Source organism: Pseudomonas sp. MWU349 (genome assembly GCF_017947325.1).
GTDB classification, from domain to species: Bacteria; Pseudomonadota; Gammaproteobacteria; order Pseudomonadales; family Pseudomonadaceae; genus Aquipseudomonas; species Aquipseudomonas protegens.
The window spans coordinates 1,010,946-1,032,445 of record NZ_JAFEVP010000002.1; the positions used below are offsets into that span (position 1 = coordinate 1,010,946).

The following is a 21,500-nucleotide window of genomic DNA, read 5'->3' on the forward strand; positions in this document are numbered from 1 at the left end:
CCGCTTCGCTGAATCGCAGCAAGCCCAAGAAAACGCCTAGCGTTGATCAGCCATGCAGCTTTCTCTGGCTGCCGCAGGCCCTTCCTCACCCACGCGGCCGCCGAAGTAACCGGCGCTGACCATCCCCACCGCGCCCATCACTGCGCAGTAGATCACACAGATCCAGGGGCTCCAGGGCATCAGGGCGATCAGCAGCAACGGCGTGGTACTGGCCCAGAGGGCATAGGCGATGTTGTAGGTGAAGGAGATCCCCGACACGCGAATCCGCGCCGGAAACAGGCCCACCATTACCGACGGCACCGCCCCCACCACGCCGCAGCCCAGGCCGGCGATGGCATAGGCCAGGCCGATCCAGGCGCCGCCGCTGATCAGGCAGCCATAGAGCACGGCGATGCCCAGGGGCAGCAGCAGGCTATAGAGCATCACCGTGCGCCAGGCGCCAAGGCGGTCGACGATCAGCCCCGCCAGCACGCAACCGATGTTGAGAAAGACAATCCCCAGGCTGCTCAGGGCAAAGGTGTGGCTGGCGCTCATGCCGAAGCTTTTTTGCATCATGGTCGGGGTGATGACCACGAACACCACCACCGCCGAGGTCAGCACGCAGGTGAGGATCAGCGCCGGCAGGATCGCCAGCCGGTGTTCGCGCAGCACGGTGCGCAGGGGCAGTTCGGCGGCGGCATCGCGCTGGTGCTGCAGCGCCACGAACACCGGGGTTTCGCTCAACCAGCGGCGCAGCCAGACGCCGATCACGCCGAACACGCCGCCCAGCAGGAAGGGATAGCGCCAGGCGTGGTCGAGTATTTCCTCGGGGCTGAAGACCCGCGCCAGCAGGGTCGCGGTCAGGGCGCCCAGCAAGTAGCCGAAGGTCAGCCCGGCCTGGAGAAAGCCCAAGGCATAACCGCGATGGGCCCGCGGCGCGTGCTCGGCGACGAACACCCAGGCGCTGGGCACTTCACCGCCCACGGCGGCACCTTGCAGCACCCGCAGCGCCAGCAGCAGCAAGGGCGCGAAATAACCGATCTGGGCATAGGTCGGCATGATGCCGATCAGCAGGCAGGGCAGCGCCATCATCAGGATGCTCAGGCTGAAGACCTTCTTGCGCCCCAGGCGGTCGGCGAAATGGGCCATGAGGATGCCGCCCAGGGGCCGGGCCAGGTAGCCGGTGACGAAGATCCCGAAGCTCTGCAGCAGGCGCAGCCATTCGGGCATTTCCGGGGGAAAGAACAGCTGGCTCAGGGTCAGGGCGAAAAATACGAAGATGATGAAGTCGTAGATTTCCAGGGCACCGCCCAGGGCGGCCAGGCCCAGGGTCTTGTAGTCGGAGCGGGAAAAGCGCGCCGGCGACGACTCAGTGGAAGGGGTCATAAAAGCAACTCGAAGGGGGACAATCAGCAAGGCTGCACATGGTCTATGCAATCGTCCCGAGGAACAACCATCAGTCGTTGGCGACCTGGGCAATGGGCGCGCCCTTGGCCATGGAAATGGCCGCCTGGATCGCGGCGCGGGCCTGGGGGCTGTTCTTCCAGCAACTGGAACCCACCAGGGCCGAGGCCTGGGTGACGATGTGCAGGGCATCGGCGGCGGCCAGCTGGGCCAGGGAAGTGATGCCCAGTTGTTCCAGGCGCGCGACCACCGTCGGGCCGACACCCTTGACCTTGAGCAGTGCGGCGCGTTCTTCGGGGGAAAATGGCATGGGCGTTGAGATCCTTTGCAGTCCGTGGCAATTGCCGCATTCTTGCACAGTTCTCGGCCGCCTCTGCCTGGGGCGGCCGACCTCCTTATAAACATAAGAAATTTGAGGTACTCACGTGGCCGCTGATATTCAAGATAGCCGCTCCGCCCGCTTCGCCCTGCGCTGCTCGAACTGGGCCGAACGCTGGTTTCCCGACTCCTGGGTGTTCGCCGCGCTGGCGGTGATCATCGTTGCCCTGGCCACCCTGGCCATGGGCGCCAAGCCCACCGATGCCGCCATGGCGTTTGGCGACGGCTTCTGGAGCCTGATCCCCTTCACCATGCAGATGGCCTTCGTGGTCATTGGCGGCTATGTGGTCGCCAGCTCGCCGCCGGCGGTGAAGCTGATCGACAAGCTGGCGCGCATTCCCGGGAATGGCCGCTCGGCGGTGGCCTGGGTGGCGCTGATTTCCATGCTCGCCTCCCTGCTCAACTGGGGCCTGTCCCTGGTGTTCGGTGGCCTGCTGGTGCGGGCCCTGGCCCGGCGTACCGAACTGCGCATGGACTACCGCGCCGCGGGCGCAGCCGCCTACCTGGGCCTGGGCGCGGTCTGGGCCCTGGGGCTGTCATCCTCGGCCGCGCAGTTGCAGGCCAACCCCGGCAGCCTGCCACCGTCGATCCTGGCCATCACCGGGGTCATTCCCTTCACCCAGACCATCTTTCTCTGGCAATCCGGCGTCCTGCTGCTGGCCCTGGTGGTGGTCTCGCTGATCGTCGCCTACGCCACGGCGCCCGGCCCCGGCAGCGCCCGGGATGCCCAGGCCTGCGGGGTCGACCCGAGCTTCAGCATGCCCAAGCCGCAACCCCGGACCCGCCCTGGCGAATGGCTGGAATACAGCCCGCTGCTGACCCTGCTCCTGGCGCTGCTGGCGGCCGGCTGGCTGTATCACGAGTTCGCCACCAAACCGGCGATCACCGCGATCTCCGGGCTCAACACCTACAACTTCCTGTTCCTGATGGCCGGCGCCCTGCTGCACTGGCGCCCGCGCAGCTTCCTCGATGCCGTGGCCCGGGCAGTGCCCACCACCACCGGGGTGCTGATCCAGTTCCCGCTGTACGGTTCGATCGCCGCGCTGATGACCGTGGTCAAGGGCGTGGACGGCCAGACCCTGGCCCACCACATCTCGACCTTCTTCGTGCAGATTGCTTCCCACGACACCTACGCGCTGCTGATGGGGCTGTACTCGGCGGTGCTGGGTTTCTTCATTCCTTCGGGCGGCGGCAAGTGGATCATCGAGGCGCCCTACGTGATGCAGGTGGCCAATGACCTGCAGTACCACCTGGGCTGGGCGGTACAGATCTACAACGCCGCCGAGGCCCTGCCGAACCTGATCAACCCCTTCTACATGCTGCCGCTGCTGGGGGTGCTGGGCTTGAAGGCCCGGGACCTGATCGGCTTCTCCTTTGTCCAGTTGCTGGTGCATGCGCCCCTGGTGCTGGTGCTGCTCTGGGCCCTGGGAACCACCCTGTCCTACCTGCCGCCGGTCATTCCCTGACAGAGCCACAGGCCCGCTGCACAGCGGGCCTGTGGATAACGACCCGCCGGCCCAATCGCAGATTTATCCAAGGCCCAGACAGCCAGGCCGTGCCGCATTCCTGTAGCCTTTGCGTCATATTCGGTTGTTACCGTGCGACCGAAATACTTTGTAACGAATCCTCAGAGAGCCGAGCAAGGAGCCGACATGAGCGACGATACCGACCTGCGCGACACCCCCGAATCCGCCACCGACCAGCCTGCCGATACCAGCCGCCGCCGCTTCCTAGGCGGCGTTGCGGTTCTGGGGGTTGGCGCCACCCTGAGCGCCTGCGGCCAGCCCGGCGAACCAGGGGACAAACCGCCGGTGGAACGCCCCTTGTCCCCGGCCGAACTGGACAAGGCGCTGCAGGAGCAGGTGAAGAATGTAGTGGTACTGTTCGCCGAAAACCGCAGCTTCAACAACCTGTTCGCCAACTTTCCCGGGGTGGAGAAACCGCTCTCGGCCCTCAAGCCCGAAGACTTCCAGCAGCGCGACCGCGACGGCAACCTGTTGCAGAAACTGCCGCCGATCTGGGGCGGCATTCTCCAGGTGGGCCCGCAGACCCTGGACGGCATCACCTACCCGGTGGAAACCCAGTTCCAGGAAAACCTGCCCAATGCCCCCTTCGCCCTCAAGGGCCCCAGTGGCGAGGACCTGCCCCTGGGCCTGGTAACCCGCGACCTGTGGCACGTGTTCTACCAGAACCAGATGCAGATCAACGGCGGCAAGAACGACAGCTTCGTGGCCTGGGCCGACTCCGGCGCCCTGACCATGGGCCACTACGCCCAGACCCGCTACTCCCTGCGCCTGTGGGACGTGGCTCGGGAGTTCGTGCTCTGCGACAACTTCTTCCAGGGGGCATTCGGTGGCTCGTTCCTCAACCACCAGTACCTGATCAGCGCCAAGGTGCCGTTCTACCCCGATGCCGCCAACTCGGTGGCCAAGTCGCAGATCGCCACCTTGCAGGGCGACGACCCCAAGGGCACCCGCCTCAAGCCCCTGGACAAGTCCCCGGCCAGTGCCATGGACGGCGCCCCGCAGTTCGGCCCCAGCGCCCTGACCCCGGACGGTTACGCGGTCAATACCATGGCCCCGCCCTACTGGCCGACCTGGATCCGCGACCCGGAGCGCCCGGACTACGCCAAGCCGGACCTGCCCAGCGTACTGGTGCCTCAAACCCACGAACACATCGGCGACAAGCTGTCGAAGAAGAACGTCGACTGGGCCTGGTACGGCGGCGCCTGGCAGGCGACCCTGGAGCAGTTCAAGGATTCCGGCGGGATTCCCAAGATCCCCAACTTCCAGTACCACCACCAGCCCTTCAACTACTTCGTGCGCCAGGGCCCGGAAAACCCCGCCGAACGGGCCAAGCGCCTGCGCGACGGCGGCCTGGGCGATGAGTCGAGCACCAACAAGTTCTTCGCCGATGCCGAGGCCGGCAAGCTGCCGGCGGTGACCTTCTACAAGCCCCAGGGCAACCTCAACCTGCACGCCGGCTATGCCGATGTGGCCGCCGGCGACCGGCATATCGACCGGGCATTGAAAGTGCTGCGAGAAAGCCCGCAGTGGAAAAACATGGTGGTGATCGTCACCGTTGACGAAAACGGCGGCTGGTGGGACCACGTGGCACCGCCCCAGGGCGACCGTTGGGGCCCGGGCACGCGGATTCCGGCGCTGGTGGTATCGCCGTTCGCCCGCAAGGGCACGGTGGACCACACGGTCTACGACACCGCCTCGATCCTGCGGCTGATCACCCGGGTGTTCCAGCTGGAAACCCTGGACGGCATCAAGGAACGAGACCAGGCCATGATCGCCCGGGGCCAGAAACCCATGGGCGACCTGACCAACGCCCTGCACTTCACGGCCTGACCCCGGCCGGGCCCGCAACGGGCCCACCTGCCACCGCAGAACCGAAACCCGAGCCCGGCTTCGGTTCTGCGGCACCGGCACAAATGATAGCCATATAACATCACCCACTTTACCCATCCACCCGGCGGGTAATATCCTGCGCGCCACCTAATTGTTTCATCTGTTTTCCGATTGGAAAGGGAGTTCGTCGTCATGATCGTAGGTATCGACCTGGGGACCACCAACAGCCTGGTCGCGGTCTGGCGCGACACCGCCAGCGAGCTGGTGCCCAATGCCCTGGGCGACCTGCTCACCCCCAGCGTGGTGGGCCTGGACGACGAAGGCCGGATCCTGGTGGGGCAAGCCGCCAGGGAGCGCCTGCACACGCATCCGCAGCTCACCACGGCGCTGTTCAAGCGCTACATGGGCAGCGCCACCGAAGTGCGCCTGGGGGAACGGACCTACCGCCCCGAAGAACTCTCGGCCCTGGTGCTCAAGAGCCTCAAGGAAGACGTTGAGCGGGCCTATGGCGAACCGGTGGAAGAAGCGGTGATCAGCGTGCCGGCCTACTTCAGCGATGCCCAGCGCAAGGCCACGCGGATTGCCGGCGAACTGGCCGGGCTCAAGGTGGAAAAACTGATCAACGAACCTACCGCCGCAGCCCTGGCCTACGGCCTGCACCAGCGCGACCGGGAAACCTCGTTCCTGGTCTTCGACCTCGGTGGCGGCACCTTCGACGTGTCGATCCTGGAGCTGTTCGACGGAGTCATGGAAGTCCGCGCCAGCGCCGGCGACAACTTCCTCGGCGGCGAGGACTTCGACAACCTGCTGCTGGAACACTTCCTCGAGCAACAGGCCCAGGCCGCGGGCTTTCCCGAACGCCAGAGCGTGCTCCAGGCCCTGCGCCGGGAAGCCGAGCGCGTGCGCCGCGCCCTCGGCCAGGAGCCCAGCGCCGAATTCAGCCTGCGGGTCGATGGCCGGCAATGGGCCCAGACCATCACCCAGGCGCAACTGGCCAGCCTCTATGCGCCGCTGCTGGAACGCCTGCGGGCGCCCATCGAACGCGCCCTGCGCGATGCACGGATCCGCGTCAGCGACCTGGATGAAATCCTCCTGGTGGGCGGCGCCACCCGCATGCCCCTGGTGCGCAAGCTGGCGGCCGGGCTGTTCGGGCGCTTTCCCTCCATCAGCCTCGACCCCGACCAGGTGGTGGCCCAGGGCGCGGCGGTCCAGGCGGCCCTCAAGGCACGCTCGGCGGCCCTGGAAGAAGTGGTGTTGACCGATGTCTGCTCCTACACCCTGGGGATCGAGACCTCCCAGCAATACGGCAACCAGATCGAGAGCGGGCACTACCTGCCGATCATCGAGCGCAACAGCGTGGTGCCGGTGAGCCGGGTCAAGACCGTGCAAACCCTGCATGACAACCAGGAGCAGGTGCTGCTGAAGATCTTCCAGGGCGAAAGCCGCCTGGTACGCGACAACGTCGCCTTGGGCCAGCTGGAAATGCGCGTGCCCAAGCGCCCCGCCGGCGAAGTCTCGCTGGACGTGCGCTTCACCTACGACATCAACGGTTTGCTGGAAGCCCAGGTGAGCATCCCGCTGACCGGGGAAAGCCATTCCCTGGTGATCGAAAACAACCCCGGCGTGCTGACCCCGGAAGAAATCCAGGAGCGGCTCAAGGCCCTGGCGCAATTGAAGGTTCACCCCCGCGACCAGCAGGTCAACACGCTGCTCAGCGCCCGACTGGAACGCCTGTATCAGGAAAGCCTGGGGGAGTTGCGCGAACAGATCGGCTATTGGGCCGGGCAATTCCAGCAAGTGCTGGAAACCCAGGACGAGCGCAAGATCCGCGAAGTGCGCAGCCAGCTCAGTGAACAACTGCAACACCTTGAAAACGGCCACTGGCACTGAGGAGCGGCAACATGGATTGCTGGGCCCTGCTGGAGTTGCCCGAGGACGCCGACGAACGCAGCATCAAGCGCAGCTATGCCCGGCAGTTGAAGATCACCCGTCCGGACGAGGATGCCGAAGGCTTCCAGCGCCTGCGTGAAGCCTATGAGCGGGCGCTGCAACTGGCCCGCTGGCGGGAAGAGATCGCGGATGAAGTCGCGGTGATCCAGGCCGCCTCCACGAAGGCACCGCCCCCGGACAACCTGCAGGCCTGGTCGGGCCTGATAGAGATGGGCGCGACCGCCCCGCTGCCAACGCCGAGGGGCGCTTCCCAGGCCCAGCAAGGGGACAGCCTGCGTGAAGACGTACCGCTGTCCGTCGAACCGCTGGCGGACTGGGTCCCGCCCACCCCGCAGGATCCCGCCCCCCTACCCGCTCCAGCCACTAGCGCATTGCCGCTGCTCAAGGGGCTGAACGTCGAGAACCTGCCAGAGCGCTGGCAACAGGCTCGGCAACAGGGCTGCGAGGACGATTTCCTGCAGCGCCTGCTGGTGGCGTGCTGCGCCCACCCCGAGCAATACGCCGCGATCATCGGCTGGGCCGCCGAGCATCTGGACTGGCTGACACCCTGGCAACAACCGCCCATGGAGGCCTGGCAAGAGGCACTCCTGGTCAAGACGCTGTTGCAGGAATACCGCCGGACGCTGGAAGCGTTGCTGCAAGCCGGCCAGGAGCGGGCCTTCCTCGAACGCCTGACGAGCTACTGTGCACAACCCTGGCTGCGGATCTTCGATCATCGCCAGAACTGGCAGCATGAAATGCTGCAGTTACTGCAGCAGCAAGCCTGGCAGGTACCCTTGTTCGATCGGGTATGCCAGTTGTTCGGCTGGGACGAAAGCCGTGGCAACACCCCTGAACCGGCGTGGCTCTGGCAGTCGCTGATCGAGCGCTGCCAGCAGGAGGCCTTCTATCAGAGGCTGCTGGCCAACGCCGGGGAACCCGGCGAAGCGACGCCGGACGTTGCCGCGGCTCGCCTGCTGCTGAACCCCATGCCCCGACGTCGTCAGGTCGCCCTGACCCGGCACTTCGAAGACGAACATTGGCAGGCCTGCATGGAGCTGTCGCAGACCCTAGCCTCGCGTTTCCCGGCGCTGCTGGAGCGGCTGCCTCGCAGCGATGTGTTTTTCTGGCAGAACCTGATGCCGCGTCCGCAGGGCGTGGACAGCTGGATCAGGTCAGGGGTCGCCATGGGGTTGGCCCTGAGCCTGTACTTCATGAACAAGCCCCAACACGGCAAAGAACTTGCTGTGATGATGGGGCTGTTCTGTGGGGGTGTGCTGGCGATTTTCGGGCTGACCCTGCTTAACACCTGGGCCCCTGCGATCGCCCGCCTGCTGGCCATCGACCTGTGGTTGAGCGAGCGCCTGGTGCCCAAGCGCCTGAATCCGCACCAGCACTGGCTGGTGCTGCGCCACGGGGTGCCGCAAGCGGTCATGCTGGGCCTGTTCGGCTATTGGCTGGGAGCCCTGGGGATACTGGCCTACCTGGGCTTTGTGCTGATCGGCCTGCTGCATTCGCGGCGCATCGGCCAGCCGGACCCGGATTTCTGTGCCCGCAGCCCCTGGCTGGGCGCCTTGCACTGGAATCACTTCAGCCCCTGGCAGCCGGTCTATCTGGTCGTCATGATCGTAGTCATCCGGGTCTGTCAGCTCCATGCCCCGGGGTTTCCCTGGACGCGCCTCATGCCTGGTTGAACCCTGCGCAGCCGGGGCAATGGATATTTTTTCACTCCCGGCTGTTTCTCCGCTCGGTGCTGTTTCAGTATGTCCTGCCCCCCTTCGAAGGGGTTCACGCTGAAAAGGATCTGAGCATGTTCAAATTCGCAGGAATCACCCTGGCCCTGGCGGCGGCGCTAAGCAGCAACGTCATGGCCGATGTCGAAGTCGACCTGGGCAGCCCCCAGCGCGTCACCCAACTCTTCGCCTACCCCAACAACTGCAACGTGATCTGCTATCGCAACTGGACCCTGGAGGAGACGGTGGCTCACTACCTGACCCAGAGCGTGCAGCGTGACGGCTACAGCGCTGCAAAAGTCAGCGTCAAGACCAGCGGCGACAAGGTCCTGGCCTCCATCAGCGGTGTGCCGGACGGCTACGAAAAGCCCCTGAGTGCCCTGCTGGATGCCGGCGACCTGGCCTACAAGGGCGCCAGCCAGCTCAATGCCGATGGCAAATGGGCCTACAGCTGGTACCTGTTCCTGCCCCTGGGCATGGCCCTGGAAAACCGCAAGAGCGTCGAGCTGCTGCACTTCCCGCCGGACTATTCATTGACCCAGGCCCAGGACTATCTGGAGTCGGCCACCACCGACCGCTGGGCAACCCTGTTGACGGCCAACGGCATCGCCGCCGAGCAGACCCCGGCCTACCAGACCATCGTCGACATCGCGCCGATTGCTGCGCCATCGAGCGCCGGCAAGGACCTGGAGGGGGTCTACAGCTACTTCAACAGCTACCAGACCAACATGGTCAAGCAGGTCAGCCAGAACGCCAGCGGCGCGACCCTGCCGATGGTGGCCTTCGGCGCACCGGTGCGCAATTGGCTCAAGCAGCAGTACGGGGTCACGGTGAATGTGCTGGGCCTGGCGCAGATCAGCCCCAGCGAGGGGGTCAAGGTGCCAGTGCTGGGCTCCAACCACCCGAGCTACATCTGGTACGCGGCAGACCCGGCGAACTACGACAATGACCAGGCCAAGGCCGATGCCGCGGGGTTGAAAGTGATGGGCCAGGACCTGAGCGCGGCCTGCTGGCAGGCCGGCATGGGCAGCAAGCCGGGGACGGACCCGAGCACCCTGCTCAGCAGTTGCACCCAGACCTGGCAGGTGACGCAGAAAGTGCAGACCTGCGAGCTGTTCTACACCTCGGTGCGCAAGCTGAGCGAGCAGGAAGCCGTGGCCAAATGCACCAGTGCACCGGTCAAGACCCAGCTCAACCAGCTCAAGGCCCCGGCACCGGCGCCAAGCACCGAGGTACCGCACCTCTGAGCCGGCCCCTCAACCTGTAGCCGCTGCCGCAGGCTGCGATCGACCCGCAGGGTCGCGGTGCTCTGACAGAGCCCGCAGGCCCAGCGCCCTATCGCCGCCTGCGGCCAGCGACGATCAGACCGCGCCCACCGGACGCAGCCGATACTGCGGCGGCAACTGCTCGAAACCGCTGATGGTGGCGTTCAGGCTCTTCCAGCGACCGTCCTTGATGCCGTAGATGCAACCGTGGATCGACAGGCTCTGCCCGCGATGCCAGGCGTTCTGCACGATGCTGGTATGGCCGACGTTGGCCACCTGCTGGATCACGTTCAGTTCGCACAGGCGGTCCACCCGCTCTTCTTCCGTGGGCAACTGCCCCAGCGCTTCACGGTGCTCGTAGTACAGGTCGCGGATCGAACGCAGCCAACCGTCGATCAGGCCCAGCTGGCGATCCTGCATAGAGGCGCGCACGCCGCCACAGCCGTAGTGGCCGGTAACCAGGATGTGCTTGACCTTGAGCACATCCACCGCGTACTGGATCACCGACAGGCAATTGAGGTCGGTGTGCAGCACCACGTTGGCCACGTTGCGGTGCACGAACAGATCGCCCGGCAGCATGCCGACGATCTCGTTGGCTGGCACCCGCGCGTCCGAACAGCCGATCCACAGGTATTCCGGGGTCTGCTGGCGGGCCAGCTTGGAGAAGAAGTCCGGATCTTCCTGCTTGATCGCTTCGGCCCAACGCTCGTTGTTATCAATCAGATCTTGTAGTTCGTTCATGCTGTGAGGCCTCAAGAATGATGCGCAGGTTTGACAGACGGCCGTCCGTCGAGGTCACGCCTATTGCTACAGATACCGGCCATCCCTTACGGGGGAATCTTCAGGGGCGTGCAAGGGTCCACCCTTTATCCAGTCCAGAAGTATGAGTAATCGCCATGAACGAATCACGACGCCCCTACAACGCCCCCCAGCCCGAACCCATCGACGACGATCAGGACCGCATGGGCTCCATGGAGGAGCTGCATTTCGATGACGACGAACCCGCCGCCCGCGCCAGCAACCGTGTCACGGACGACGGCGCAAGCGATGATGACCTGAGCCCGCAAACCCTGATCCGCGAAGACGGCGCCCGCTCTGCCCATGAGGCCGGTGCCGACAAACCGGCCGACTGGGACCTGAGTATTGTCGAAGAAGAGAACATTGGTGGCGGCAGTGGCCTGGATGAAGCCGAACTGGCCCGCCGCGACCCGCTGGACGGCAAGCCCTGAGCCCTGCACCGCATTCGATGACGCGCGCTCCCGTAGGAGCCGGCTTGCCGGCGAAGAAGCCCTCAAGCCGTGCATCGCCCCAAGTGGCGCCTTCGCTGGCAAGCCAGCGCCAACATCGGCCAGCGCGCGGTCAAAGGCTCAGTCGACCAGCGTACAGGCCATGACCAGGGCGTCTTCGCGACCGCCTACCGCCGGGTAGTAGTCGCGGCGGCGCCCTACTTCATTGAAGCCATAACGCTCGTACAGCCGATAGGCGGTCTGGTTGCTGGAGCGCACTTCCAGGAAACACTCCCGGGCGTCCTTCTGGTAGGCGCGCTTCATCAGCTCTTCCAGCAGCCGCAGGCCCAGGCCGCGGCCCTGGCTTTCCGGCTTGACGGTGATGTTCAGCAGATGCGCTTCGTCGATGATCACCTGGATCACCCCGTGGCCCACTTGCTGGCTGCCTTCGAACATCAGCCAGACCTCGTAGGACTTGAAGGCATCCATGAAAATGCCCCGGGTCCAGGGGTGGCTGAACGCCGCATATTCGATTTTCAGGATGGCATCCAGGTCCGCTTCGGTGGCCAGGCGGAAGGTCAGCGCGTCACTCATTGGTCATTGTGCTCATCAGTGCTTTTCCAGCGCGTCATCAAGCGACGCATGGCTTGCCAGACATCAGCCTTACGCTGTGGCTCTTCCATCAAGAGTTCCAGGCCAGGCAGGGCCCAGGCCGAACCCAGGCCTTCGACCTGGAGTTCGCGGTTGTAGGATTCGGCATTCGCCTCGCCAGCAAATCGCACCGCCGGCAGGCCGATCAGCCACAGGCAGACACAGGGTTCCTGCTCGATCCGCACGCCGACAAAGGCCTGGACGAAATCCCGCGCAGCCTCGGGGCCCTGGTCCAGGTTGCCCCGGGTCAGCATCGGCCAGCGCACCGGCTCGGCGAGGATCTGCGGGCTGTCCGGCAGGCCGGCGGCGCGCAGCATGTCCTTGAGCAACAGGTAGGCCGGGTCGCGGCTCTGGAAGGCTTCGCCTGTGGGTAACTCCACCAGCAGCAGGCAACGGCCGGCCCGCAGCAACTGCAGGGCAAAACGCGGCGGCGGTACCACCGGGGCCTTGACCACCGGGGCCGGGGCCTCTTCGCCCTCGATCGGCGCCTTGCTGGCTGGGCGCGCAGGGGCGGTGGAGGGGCGCGGCACCTCGATCTTCGGCCGTTCGACGTTCCTTGCCGCCGGCGCCGCGGGGGCCTTGGCCTCGACCACAGGGGCAGGCGGCGCCTCCACCTCCGGTTCCGGCAGGGCCAGCAACTCGGGGCGCGAAGGGGCGGCAAAGGGCAATTCGCTGCGCGGCAGCCAACTGACCACCTGCATGGCGGACAGATAAGCGCGACGACGGGACTCGATAAGCAAAGGTCGGCCACTTGTGGATAACTGAGGTGGGGGATTCTACCGTCCTTCGCCGAAGATCGCCCGCAGTTGATTGCGCACAAAAGCGACTGTCCGTCTCATACCTGGACCTGGGGGTGAATCGTCAGCCCCCTGATGCAGTACAATCGCCGCTTTTCATTGCCAACCAGCCGGCCATTCCGATGATCGAACCCAAGCGCGTCTTGCGCGCCCTCGCCGAACACTGGGCACTTCTGGAGCCGCTGTGCGAGCACTTCGACCAAGGCACCCTGAGTCTTGCCGAACTGCGTTCACAGCTGTCTGCCCAACAACTGGACAGCACGCCCCAGGACATCACCCACCTGCTGGATGTATGGATACGCCTGGACATCCTGGTCCCGGTGGCGAAAAGCCCGAACCGTTTCGAGCTCAATGCGCAGATCCACGACTTCCTCGCCTACCTGCGCCGTGAGCACCGCCTGGGCCTGTGCCTGGAAATCGAAGCCTACCTGCGCCACCTCGAGCGCCTGGCCGGTTACATCCAGGACGCCTTCGACGTGCGCGACGGCAACGACCTGGCGCGCCAGCTGCGGCTGCTGGACATGCGCGTGCGCGATGTCCTGAAGAAGCTCGCCAACGACGAACAGGCCCTGGTGGCCGTGGCCGAGCGGGCCAAGACCAGCGACCGGCAGATCCCCCTGCGCCAGCGCTATGCCGAAGTGCTGGCCACCTGGGACGAATACGTTGAACCGATGATCCAGCTGGTGAACGCCGACGGCGCCTTCGAACAGGGCGTGCGCAAGGTGGAGAACGTCCTGCTGCGCATGCTCACCGAACAGCAGCGCCTGGGCCACCTGGTGGACGACGACATGCTGCTGCGCACCCACGCGCGGATCCTGGAAATGCAGACCAGCGCCCAGCTGACACTGCGCCATGCCCGGGAACTGCTGCTGCCGCTGCGTGAGGAGGCGCGCCGTCACAACGCCGTGACCCGCGGCGCGGCCCTGGCCCTGTCGGCCATCCGCCGCAAGGGCATCGACGCCGTGCCCCAGGCCGCCATGCCGATGTTCACCCGTCCGCAAAGCACCTTCCTCGGCAGCTCCGGCCAGGTGGAGGCCTATGTCTACGCCCTGGCCCGCTTCGAACCCAAGCCTGCGCGCTTCCCCAAGGCCCACAAGACCCACAAGGGCGTGGCCCCCAAGGCACCGCGCACCGTCCGGGAAATGCTCGAGCGCTGCGAAGACGCCCTGCCGATGCCAGACCTGATGAGCTGGCTGCTGGACCAGGAGCCCGATGGCGCCACCGACGAACTGCTGTACTGGTTCTCGCGCCTGTCGCGGGAAAAACGCTTCAAGCGCGAACGCCTCGAACGCCGCGACTACCACACCCAGGAGCACCAGGTCAGCCTGCGCTCCTTCGCCCTGCTCTCGGCCCGCGATGACGCCGCCGAGCATTCTGCGAGCAACGCCAATGCATCTTGATCTTTCCGAACTGTCCCAGCTGGCGCCGATCTTCCGCGAGCTGTTCAAGGGTTACCACGTCAGCCGCCGCGATCCGGAGCTGTACGCCCAACTGTCGAATTTCCAGGACCAGTACCGCACCCTGTTCAAGGCCCTGGGCTTCGAGCTGGTGTGCGATACCCGCGGCTTCTACTACTTCGTGCCGGACAACGCCGCCGCCCAGGTGAACAAGACCGCCCAGCGCCTGGCGCTGTTCACCTTCATCCTGGTGGAGCACCTGGCCGACCAGGGCCGCGACCCGATCGCCGTGCTCGACGGCGGCAGCCTGGGCCGCGACGAACTGCCGTCGCTGCTGGAAAAATACCGCGACCTGTTCATCCAGGCCGAAGTGCAGACCCAGGAAGAGCTGGAAGAAAAGATCATGCGCCGCATGACCCAGCTGGGTTTTGCCGCCGAGGAGCCGGGGATCTACCGCTTCCTGCCGCCGATGCACCGTTTCCTCGATGTCTGCCTGTCGGTCCAGCAGGACCGCGATCTGGCCGCCAGCCTGCACAGCGTGCTGCCGCTGCCGACCCCGGTGCTGGTGGACGACGACAGCGACGAGAAACTGCTGCAGACCGATGACCCGCTGGACCTGAGCGAATTCGACGAGTCCGAAGAAAGTGAAGAAGACGCGCTGGCCCGAGCCATCGCCGAAGAACAGGAGCTCGACGCATGAGCAAGGAACGCTACGGCATCCGCCGCTTTGCCCTACTGAACACCGCCGGCTACAGCCTCGGCCTGTTCCCCCTGGAAGAGCCGCTGTCAGTGTACGGGGCCAACAACCTGGGCAAGTCGGCGTCGATCAACGCCCTGCAATTCCCGATCCTGGCGCGCATGTCGGACATGAGCTTCGGCAAGTACAGCCTGGAGCAGTCCCGGCGCTTCTACTTCGCCTCCGACACCAGCTACATCCTGGTGGAGGTCTCGCTGCCCCACGGCCCCCATGTGATCGGCGTGGTCGGGCGCGGCCCTGGTGGCGGTTTCGGCCACCAGTTCTTCGCCTACGCCGGCCAGCTGGACCTGGCACATTACCAGAAAGACGACACCTGCCTGCGGCAGAAAGAGCTGTTCACCAACCTGGAGCGCCAGGGCCTCAAGGCCTATGAGCTCAAGCCCGATGAACTGCGGCGCCTGCTGGTGGGCGGCCATACGTCGATCCCCCTGGACCTGACCCTGATCCCGCTGCGCTCCACCAGCGAGCAGAGCCTGAAGACCTTCCGCGCGCTGTTCATCAACCTGCTGCACATGCGCGAGATCACCGCAGCCAAACTCAAGCAGCTGTTCCTCGACGCTTTCGAGCACAGCCTGCGCTCCGGCAGCGTCGACTACATCGCCGCCTGCGACGAAGCCTTCCGCGATGTGCGGCGCATGGAGCAGGACTACAACTCCCTGGTGGCCGCCGGCCCTCTGGTAGAGGCCCTGGCCAATGGCGTGAAGCAGCGCGACATTCTGCGGGGCAAGCTGCATCGCCTGTCGCCGCTGCTGGATTCGCTGCTGGGCACCTGGTCGGACTACGCCGGCGCGCGCAAGGAAGAGCTGACCATCCAGGCCGAGCACTACCGCAACGAGCAGGACGCGCTGCAGAACGACCAACGCAGCAGCACCCAGGAAATGATGCGCCTGGAACGGGAAATCACCGGCACCCAGCGCTGGCTCGGCGAGCTGTCGGTGCTCAAGCACCGCTTCGCCCTGGTGGATGACGTCAAGGTCCTGGAACAGCAACTGCTGGCGGCCAAGGATGCCCACGACGAGCTGGCCGGCGCCCTGGCCCAGTCCCGGCAGTTCTCCGCCGAAGACCTGGAAGAGCGCCTGCGGGATCTGGAAAAACGCCTGAAGTCGGTCAAGCAGCAGCTCGATCACGCCGACAACAACAGCTACGCCCGCCTGCGCGAGGAGTTCTCCCAGCAGGACGTGGAGCGCCTGATGCGCCTGTTCAACAGCGCGCTGTTCAGCCTGCCCCTGGGCGAGCATGGCATTGCCTTGGACGACAACGGCGAGTGGGTGAAGTCGGTGGAGCTGATCCTCGACGGCTTCAAGGGCGAGCGTTTCGAAGTGCCGGGGCTGTCGATCGACATCTCCCACATCGAACCGCCAGCCTTGCAGGCCCTGGCCGACCGCGCCGCCCTGCGGGATCAGAAAGAACGCCTGGAAAAGGAGCTCAAGCAGCTCAAGACCCAAGCCGCCGTGGCCGCCGACCGCGCCGCCAGCAAGACCCAGACCGAAGCCCTGTACCAGCAGGTATTGGATGCCCAGAAGGCCCTGGAAGACTTCCGCCGCGCCCAGACCCTGAGCGCCGAGGAAGGCGAGAAGCTGGAGCAACTGGCACAGATGGAAGCCGCCCAGGACGAACTCAAGCGCTCCAGCGACGCCTTCACCGAGCGCGTCCAGCAGTTGTCCGCCAAGTTGCAACTGGTGGGCCGGCAGATCGCCGACATGGAAGCCAAGCAGCGCACCCTGGACGACGCTCTGCGTCGCCGTCAGTTGCTGCCGGCAGACCTGCCCTTCGGCACGCCGTTCATGGACCCGGTGGACGATTCCATGGACAACCTGCTGCCACTGCTCAACGACTACCAGGACAGCTGGCAGGGCTTGCAGCGGGTCGACGGGCAGATCGAGGCGCTGTATGCCCAGGTGCGCCTCAAGGGCGTGGCCAAGTTCGACAGCGAGGATGACGTAGAGCGGCGCCTGCAGCTGCTGATCAACGCCTATGCCCACCGCACCGACGAAGCCCTGACCCTGGGCAAGGCGCGCCGCGCCGCGGTCACCGATATCGCCCGGACCCTGCGCAATATCCGCAGTGACTACGACAGCCTGGAACACCAGCTGGCGCTGTTCAACCGCGAGATCAACAAGCGCCAGGTGTCCAACCTGCAGAGCTTCCGTATCGTCCTGGCGCCGAACAAGGAAGCCCTCAAGCACATCGACCAGATCATCCATAGCGCCGGGCAATACGAAGAAGGCGAGACCCTGTCGGTGTTCGACCTGAGCCAGAGCGCCGAGCAGGACAACAAGAACGAAGAAGCCAAGGAATACCTGGCGCGGCTGGTGGCGGCCAACCACAACCAGCTGGGCCTCAAGGACCTGTTCGAGCTGGCGTTCGAGATCACCAAGGTCAACGGCCAGCCGGTGATCCACACCGATATCGATGGCGCAGCGTCCAACGGCACCACCATGACCATCAAGGCGCTGACCAACATGTACCTGTTGCTGCACTTGATGGACCGTGACCAGGCCGGGCGCATCCGCCTGCCCTACTACCTCGACGAGGCGGCGGACATCGACGAACGCAACCAGGCGGCGCTGCTGGAAACCAGCCTGCAACTGGGCTTCGTACCGATCCTGGCCAGTGTAAAGCCCCAGGTGTCGGCCCAGGTGGCCATCGACCTGGAAGGTGGCAGCGGACCGAACGGCATCTACATCGACGAGGCCGACTGGAAGTTCATCCGTCGTCACGATCAGGTCAAGGCCGTGCTGAACGCAGAACCGGAGGCGGAGCTGGACGAAGTCTGATTTCGTAAGGCTGCAACGAAAAAGGCCGCGCTCTTCCGAGCGCGGCCTTTTTTATGGGATAGCTTTTGTAGGAGCTGGCATGCCCGCGAAGGCGCCCCCTGGCGCGACGCAGGGCTGAGGGCCTCTTCGCCGGTAAGCCCGCTCCTACAAGAAGGTTATTTGCCCAAGGGGATCTTCGGTGCCCAGGTCAGCCATTCCTCTTCGAACTTGTCGAACAACGGGAAGGTCTGCTGAGGCCGCGCCGGGTTGCCCATACGCTCGCCATCCGGCGTCGCGAAGGCAATCCCCCCCTGGATCAGGGTCTCCAGGGATTCGGTACGCACCGTCGCCCCTTTGAACAGGCCGAAGTCGACACCAAATCCACTGCTGTTCCAGAAGCGCGTACCACTGCGAACCAGCGGTGCGTACTTGGGTTCGATGAGGATGTGGATCAGTACCCGATCGGCCGTCTGGCCCAGCTCGTAACCGGTCACCTTGCCCACCGCCACTTCGCGGTAGGTTACTGGCACTCCGACTTTCAGCGAGCCACGCCGAGCAGCGCTCAACACCAGGCTCAGACCGGCTTCCTGAACGCTGGCTTCCGGCGGTTGCGGCAAGGCGACAAAACTGGTCTGCACGCCCTGGCTCTTCGTCGCAGGCTGGACCTCGATGTATTGGCCAGTGACCAGGGTTTCCAGATTCGAGGTCTTCATCAGGCCCAACTCCGGCTTGACCACCCAGAACTGGCTGCCGACCCGGGCGATGCGCTCGGGCACTTCGGTGATCCGCGCCTTGAGCATGACCGATTGCAGGTCGGCGCTGAGGGTCACTTCTTCCAGCTTGCCCACGTCCAGGCCCTTGAAGCGTACCGGCGTGCCGGCCCGCAAGCCGTCGGCGCGATCTACCTTGATGTTCACCAGGGTGCCACGCTGCGCTGCCTCCTCCTGATTGGCGAACAGGCGGAAACGTGGGATGCGCTTTTTCAGCGGCACGTTGGGCAGCGGGGTCTCGAAGGCGATGCCTCCCGCCATCAGGCTTTGCAGCGACTCGCTCTTGATCTGAATACCACCGGCCAGGCCCCCGGTCAGGGTGATGCCACTGACGTTCCAGAAGCGCGTCGAACCGTTGACCAGGCCTTCATATTCCTTCTCGATGTGGACGCCGATCACCAGTTGCTTACGGGTGTGGGAGAACTGGTAGCTCTGCACCGACCCGACCTTGACCTGCTTATAGAGAATCGGGCTGCCGACATCCAGGGACCCCAGGTTGTCGGTGAACAGCACCATGTGCAGGCCGGGGGCACGCAGGTCCAGGGGCGGGGCCTTGGCCCGGGCCTCGAACTCGCGCTGGGGCGCGGCGCCCTTGTCACCGGGGCGGATAGCGATGTAGTTACCCTTGACCAGGGCCTCAAGACCGGTGATGCCGGCCAGGGAGATCGAAGGCTTGACGGTCCAGAACTGGGTGCCCTGGACCAGGTAATCCTCGGCCAGGGGATCGAGAGTCAGCTCGGCAGTGGCGCTGCTCAGGTCGGAGTCGACCTTCAGGGCCTTGAGGCTACCCACCTGGATGCCCTTGTACATCACGGGGGTGCGCCCGGCCTGCAGGCCTTCGAAATCGGTGAGCTTGACCTTGACCCGGATCCCGGCCTGGGCAGCGTCGAAGTCCTCATACAGACGGAACGGCAGGCTTGGGTCGGTGGGCGGGCTGTCCTTGCGATTCTCTGGCGTGGCGAATGCGATCCCCCCGGCGACGATGCTGGACAGGGACTCGCTGCGTACTTTTACCCCGGACAGGTTGGCGTCGATGCTGATGCCGCTGGCGTTCCAGAAACGTGTGTGTTTGCGCACCAGATTGGCATAGGTGGGCTCGATATAGACCTTGAGCTCTACCGTGTTCTGGTCTTCGGAGAGCAGGAAGCTCTTGATCTGACCAACCTGGATCTGCTTGTAGAACACCGGGCTGCCGCGGTTAAGCGACCCCAGGCGCTCGGCCTTGATCGTCAGGTGCAGGCCCGGTTTGGCATCGGATAAAGGAGGCTCCTCGGCCAGGGCCTTGAACTTGCGACTCGGCTCGCCATCCCCGGGGCTGACGGCGATGTAGTTGCCCGAGACCAGGGTTTCCAGGCCGGTGATCCCGGCCAGGCTGACGCTGGGCTTGACCAGCCAGAAGCGGGTGTTGGTCTTCAGGTACTGCTCGACCTCCTTGTTCATCTCGACCGTGGCAATCACTCCCTTGGAGTTGCCCTCATCGTCCAGAGCCAGGGTCTTGACCTTACCTACAGGCATGCCCTTGTAGACCACTTCAGTCTTGTTGGCCTGGATCCCCTCGCCGCTTTCAAAGCGCAATTGGATCTCGATACCGGTCTGGCTGTAGGCACGCCAGCCCAGCCACCCGCCGATGATCAGGGCAATCAGGGGCAATACCCAGATAGCCGACCAGTTGGAAGCCGGGCGGGTTTTGGCGGTAGGCAAATCACTCATGGTCGTCGTCCGACTCCGTGTTATCCCAGATCAGTCGGGGATCGAAAGTTACTGCAGCCAGCATGGTCAGAATCACCACGCTGGCAAAGGCGACCGCACCGAGATTGGCCTCGATGCTGGCCAGCCGGCCAAAGTTGACCACCGCCACCAGAATGGCGATGACAAAGATATCCAGCATCGACCAGCGGCCGATGAACTCGATAAAGCGGTACATGATGATCCGCTGTCGGGCCGAGAGCGGCTGGTGACGCTGCACCGAAAACAACAATAGGGCAATGCCCACCAGCTTGAAGGTGGGCACCAGGATACTGGCGACGAACACCACCGCAGCGATGGGAAACATGCCGTGCTGCACCAGCTGGATGACCCCGGACATGATGGTGCTGGGGTCACCCTGGCCCAGGGAACTGACGGTCATGATCGGCAGCACGTTGGCCGGGATGTAGAGGATCGCGGCGGTGAGCAGCAACGCCCAGGTGCGCAGTATGCTGTTGGGGCGACGAGGATGAACCATGGCCCCGCAGCGAGTGCAGGCCTGCTCTTCGCTGTCAGCCTCCTGCCGATTCAACTCGTGGCATTCAGTACAGATCAGAATGCCTGCCTCAATCGCCCGCATGTATGTCCTCTCCCGATAACGCTTGCCAGATCTGGTGAGGCGACATCACCACCTCCAGCCAGACCTGCACCAACAACAGACTGATAAAACACACCAGGCCCAGGCCCACGGTAATGGATGCCATGTCGGCCAACTTGACGATGGCCACCAGCACCCCCATCAGGTAGACCTCGAGCATGCCCCAGTCGCGCAGATGGTGATAAATGCGATAGAGCAGCAGGCCATAACTGCGGCCGATGTCCCAACGAATACTCAGCAGGACTAATAGCTGGCAAATCAACTTGAGCAGGGGAATGCCCATGCTGCACAGGAACACCACCACCGCCACGCCTTCCATCCCCGTGTCGAACAGCCCCTGCACACCGCTCCAGACCGTGTCCTCGGAAGACTGTCCCAGTAGATTGAGCTGCATGATGGGTAGAAAGTTCGCCGGCACATAGAGCAACAAGGCCGCGATCACCAGGGCCAGGCTGCGTTCGACCACATTGTGCCGGTGCGCGTAGAGCTCATAGCCACAACGCGGGCACTGGGCTTTCTCACCGAGGGCGAGCTTGGGCTTGCGCATCAGCAAGTCGCATTCATGGCAAGCAACCAGGTCGTCCAGTGGTAATTCTGACAACCCGGGGGCGTCAACCGGATCTGGCATAGAGGGCTCAGGGAGTGAAAAATTAACGGTTATTCTAGTGTTCCAATCCGAAAATAACTGTGCAAATTTGTTTGCGAATAAGAGCAAATTTTTTGCACGCAAAAACAAAACCCCAACTGCCTGCACTGCC

17 protein-coding genes are annotated in these 21,500 nt (G+C 64.5%); 9 read left to right on the forward strand and 8 right to left on the reverse strand.

The window, feature by feature from the left end:
• Nucleotides 1–36 precede the first annotated feature (36 nt).
• Both KCG88_RS11975 and KCG88_RS11980 read right to left on the reverse strand, forming a co-directional pair.
• Nucleotides 37–1,365, reverse strand: coding sequence for an MFS transporter (locus KCG88_RS11975; RefSeq protein ID WP_047337814.1), 1,329 nt, complete (start codon nt 1,363–1,365; stop codon nt 37–39).
• 70 nt (nt 1,366–1,435) lie between these two features.
• The gene (locus tag KCG88_RS11980) at nt 1,436–1,693 is read right to left on the reverse strand and encodes a Pathogenicity locus (protein ID WP_047285445.1); all 258 of its coding nucleotides are present in this window, start codon (nt 1,691–1,693) and stop codon (nt 1,436–1,438) included.
• 115 nt (nt 1,694–1,808) lie between these two features.
• Here KCG88_RS11980 and KCG88_RS11985 point away from each other — a divergent pair, with 115 nt between their 5' ends.
• The 5 genes from KCG88_RS11985 (at nt 1,809) to KCG88_RS12005 (ending at nt 10,026) form a co-directional block, all read left to right on the forward strand.
• Nucleotides 1,809–3,227 carry a TIGR00366 family protein gene (locus KCG88_RS11985; RefSeq protein ID WP_210712422.1) on the forward strand — a complete coding sequence of 473 codons (1,419 nt, stop codon included), beginning with the start codon at nt 1,809–1,811 and terminating at the stop codon, nt 3,225–3,227.
• A gap of 186 nt (nt 3,228–3,413) precedes the next feature.
• Nucleotides 3,414–5,117 (forward strand): acid phosphatase, encoded by a 1,704-nt coding sequence (locus tag KCG88_RS11990; protein ID WP_210712423.1) that lies wholly within the window; start codon nt 3,414–3,416, stop codon nt 5,115–5,117.
• Between the two features lie 192 nt (nt 5,118–5,309).
• Nucleotides 5,310–7,007: a molecular chaperone HscC gene (locus KCG88_RS11995; RefSeq protein ID WP_210712424.1), complete on the forward strand. Its 1,698-nt coding sequence runs from the start codon at nt 5,310–5,312 to the stop codon at nt 7,005–7,007.
• An 11-nt stretch (nt 7,008–7,018) separates the two neighbouring features.
• A complete protein-coding gene (locus tag KCG88_RS12000; protein ID WP_047337817.1) occupies nt 7,019–8,740 on the forward strand; it encodes a J domain-containing protein in 1,722 nt (573 codons plus the stop codon).
• A gap of 116 nt (nt 8,741–8,856) precedes the next feature.
• Nucleotides 8,857–10,026 carry a hypothetical protein gene (locus KCG88_RS12005; RefSeq protein WP_210712425.1) on the forward strand — a complete coding sequence of 390 codons (1,170 nt, stop codon included), beginning with the start codon at nt 8,857–8,859 and terminating at the stop codon, nt 10,024–10,026.
• 114 nt (nt 10,027–10,140) lie between these two features.
• On the opposite strand, the gene can is transcribed toward KCG88_RS12005, so the two are convergent.
• Nucleotides 10,141–10,785 carry a carbonate dehydratase gene (can, locus tag KCG88_RS12010; protein WP_011063477.1) on the reverse strand — a complete coding sequence of 215 codons (645 nt, stop codon included), beginning with the start codon at nt 10,783–10,785 and terminating at the stop codon, nt 10,141–10,143.
• 155 nt (nt 10,786–10,940) lie between these two features.
• Here can and KCG88_RS12015 point away from each other — a divergent pair, with 155 nt between their 5' ends.
• Nucleotides 10,941–11,273 carry a hypothetical protein gene (locus tag KCG88_RS12015; RefSeq protein WP_047285454.1) on the forward strand — a complete coding sequence of 111 codons (333 nt, stop codon included), beginning with the start codon at nt 10,941–10,943 and terminating at the stop codon, nt 11,271–11,273.
• A 138-nt stretch (nt 11,274–11,411) separates the two neighbouring features.
• On the opposite strand, the gene rimI is transcribed toward KCG88_RS12015, so the two are convergent.
• Both rimI and KCG88_RS12025 read right to left on the reverse strand, forming a co-directional pair.
• Complete coding sequence (gene rimI, locus KCG88_RS12020) at nt 11,412–11,864, reverse strand: ribosomal protein S18-alanine N-acetyltransferase (protein WP_047285456.1); 453 nt, start codon at nt 11,862–11,864, stop codon at nt 11,412–11,414.
• The gene (locus KCG88_RS12025; protein ID WP_210712426.1) at nt 11,861–12,661 is read right to left on the reverse strand and encodes an energy transducer TonB; all 801 of its coding nucleotides are present in this window, start codon (nt 12,659–12,661) and stop codon (nt 11,861–11,863) included. The genes rimI and KCG88_RS12025 overlap by 4 nt, the downstream gene beginning before the upstream one ends.
• A 179-nt stretch (nt 12,662–12,840) precedes the next feature.
• On the opposite strand from KCG88_RS12025, the gene mksB reads away from it, so the two are divergent.
• From mksB to mksF, 3 genes are read left to right on the forward strand one after another with little or no spacing between them, the layout of a single operon-like run.
• A complete protein-coding gene (mksB, locus tag KCG88_RS12030) occupies nt 12,841–14,118 on the forward strand; it encodes an Mks condensin complex protein MksB (RefSeq protein WP_041120711.1) in 1,278 nt (425 codons plus the stop codon).
• Nucleotides 14,108–14,815 carry an Mks condensin complex protein MksE gene (mksE, locus tag KCG88_RS12035; protein WP_047285462.1) on the forward strand — a complete coding sequence of 236 codons (708 nt, stop codon included), beginning with the start codon at nt 14,108–14,110 and terminating at the stop codon, nt 14,813–14,815. The genes mksB and mksE overlap by 11 nt, the downstream gene beginning before the upstream one ends.
• Nucleotides 14,812–17,649, forward strand: a complete 2,838-nt coding sequence (gene mksF / locus KCG88_RS12040) for an Mks condensin complex protein MksF (protein ID WP_011063483.1) — start codon at nt 14,812–14,814, stop codon at nt 17,647–17,649. Before mksE ends, mksF begins: the two co-directional genes overlap by 4 nt.
• Before the next feature lie 155 nt (nt 17,650–17,804).
• Here the strand turns inward: mksF and KCG88_RS12045 are convergent, their stop codons facing one another.
• From KCG88_RS12045 to KCG88_RS12055, 3 genes are read right to left on the reverse strand one after another with little or no spacing between them, the layout of a single operon-like run.
• Nucleotides 17,805–20,108 (reverse strand): MlaD family protein, encoded by a 2,304-nt coding sequence (locus tag KCG88_RS12045; protein ID WP_210712427.1) that lies wholly within the window; start codon nt 20,106–20,108, stop codon nt 17,805–17,807.
• Nucleotides 20,101–20,724 carry a paraquat-inducible protein A gene (locus KCG88_RS12050; protein WP_210712428.1) on the reverse strand — a complete coding sequence of 208 codons (624 nt, stop codon included), beginning with the start codon at nt 20,722–20,724 and terminating at the stop codon, nt 20,101–20,103. The genes KCG88_RS12045 and KCG88_RS12050 overlap by 8 nt, the downstream gene beginning before the upstream one ends.
• A complete protein-coding gene (locus KCG88_RS12055) occupies nt 20,711–21,370 on the reverse strand; it encodes a paraquat-inducible protein A (RefSeq protein WP_041119907.1) in 660 nt (219 codons plus the stop codon). The genes KCG88_RS12050 and KCG88_RS12055 overlap by 14 nt, the downstream gene beginning before the upstream one ends.
• Nucleotides 21,371–21,500 lie beyond the last annotated feature (130 nt).

What these genes read in the sequence shown, in the direction of transcription:
- KCG88_RS11975 (WP_047337814.1), bottom strand. Translation starts at nt 1,365, where the DNA reads ATGACCCCTTCCACTGAGTCGTCGCCGGCGCGCTTTTCCCGCTCCGAC.
- KCG88_RS11980 (WP_047285445.1), bottom strand. Translation starts at nt 1,693, where the DNA reads ATGCCATTTTCCCCCGAAGAACGCGCCGCACTGCTCAAGGTCAAGGGT.
- KCG88_RS11990 (WP_210712423.1), top strand. Translation starts at nt 3,414, where the DNA reads ATGAGCGACGATACCGACCTGCGCGACACCCCCGAATCCGCCACCGAC.
- KCG88_RS11995 (WP_210712424.1), top strand. Translation starts at nt 5,310, where the DNA reads ATGATCGTAGGTATCGACCTGGGGACCACCAACAGCCTGGTCGCGGTC.
- KCG88_RS12000 (WP_047337817.1), top strand. Translation starts at nt 7,019, where the DNA reads ATGGATTGCTGGGCCCTGCTGGAGTTGCCCGAGGACGCCGACGAACGC.
- KCG88_RS12005 (WP_210712425.1), top strand. Translation starts at nt 8,857, where the DNA reads ATGTTCAAATTCGCAGGAATCACCCTGGCCCTGGCGGCGGCGCTAAGC.
- can (WP_011063477.1), bottom strand. Translation starts at nt 10,785, where the DNA reads ATGAACGAACTACAAGATCTGATTGATAACAACGAGCGTTGGGCCGAA.
- KCG88_RS12015 (WP_047285454.1), top strand. Translation starts at nt 10,941, where the DNA reads ATGAACGAATCACGACGCCCCTACAACGCCCCCCAGCCCGAACCCATC.
- rimI (WP_047285456.1), bottom strand. Translation starts at nt 11,864, where the DNA reads ATGAGTGACGCGCTGACCTTCCGCCTGGCCACCGAAGCGGACCTGGAT.
- mksB (WP_041120711.1), top strand. Translation starts at nt 12,841, where the DNA reads ATGATCGAACCCAAGCGCGTCTTGCGCGCCCTCGCCGAACACTGGGCA.
- mksE (WP_047285462.1), top strand. Translation starts at nt 14,108, where the DNA reads ATGCATCTTGATCTTTCCGAACTGTCCCAGCTGGCGCCGATCTTCCGC.
- mksF (WP_011063483.1), top strand. Translation starts at nt 14,812, where the DNA reads ATGAGCAAGGAACGCTACGGCATCCGCCGCTTTGCCCTACTGAACACC.
- KCG88_RS12045 (WP_210712427.1), bottom strand. Translation starts at nt 20,108, where the DNA reads ATGAGTGATTTGCCTACCGCCAAAACCCGCCCGGCTTCCAACTGGTCG.
- KCG88_RS12050 (WP_210712428.1), bottom strand. Translation starts at nt 20,724, where the DNA reads ATGCGGGCGATTGAGGCAGGCATTCTGATCTGTACTGAATGCCACGAG.
- KCG88_RS12055 (WP_041119907.1), bottom strand. Translation starts at nt 21,370, where the DNA reads ATGCCAGATCCGGTTGACGCCCCCGGGTTGTCAGAATTACCACTGGAC.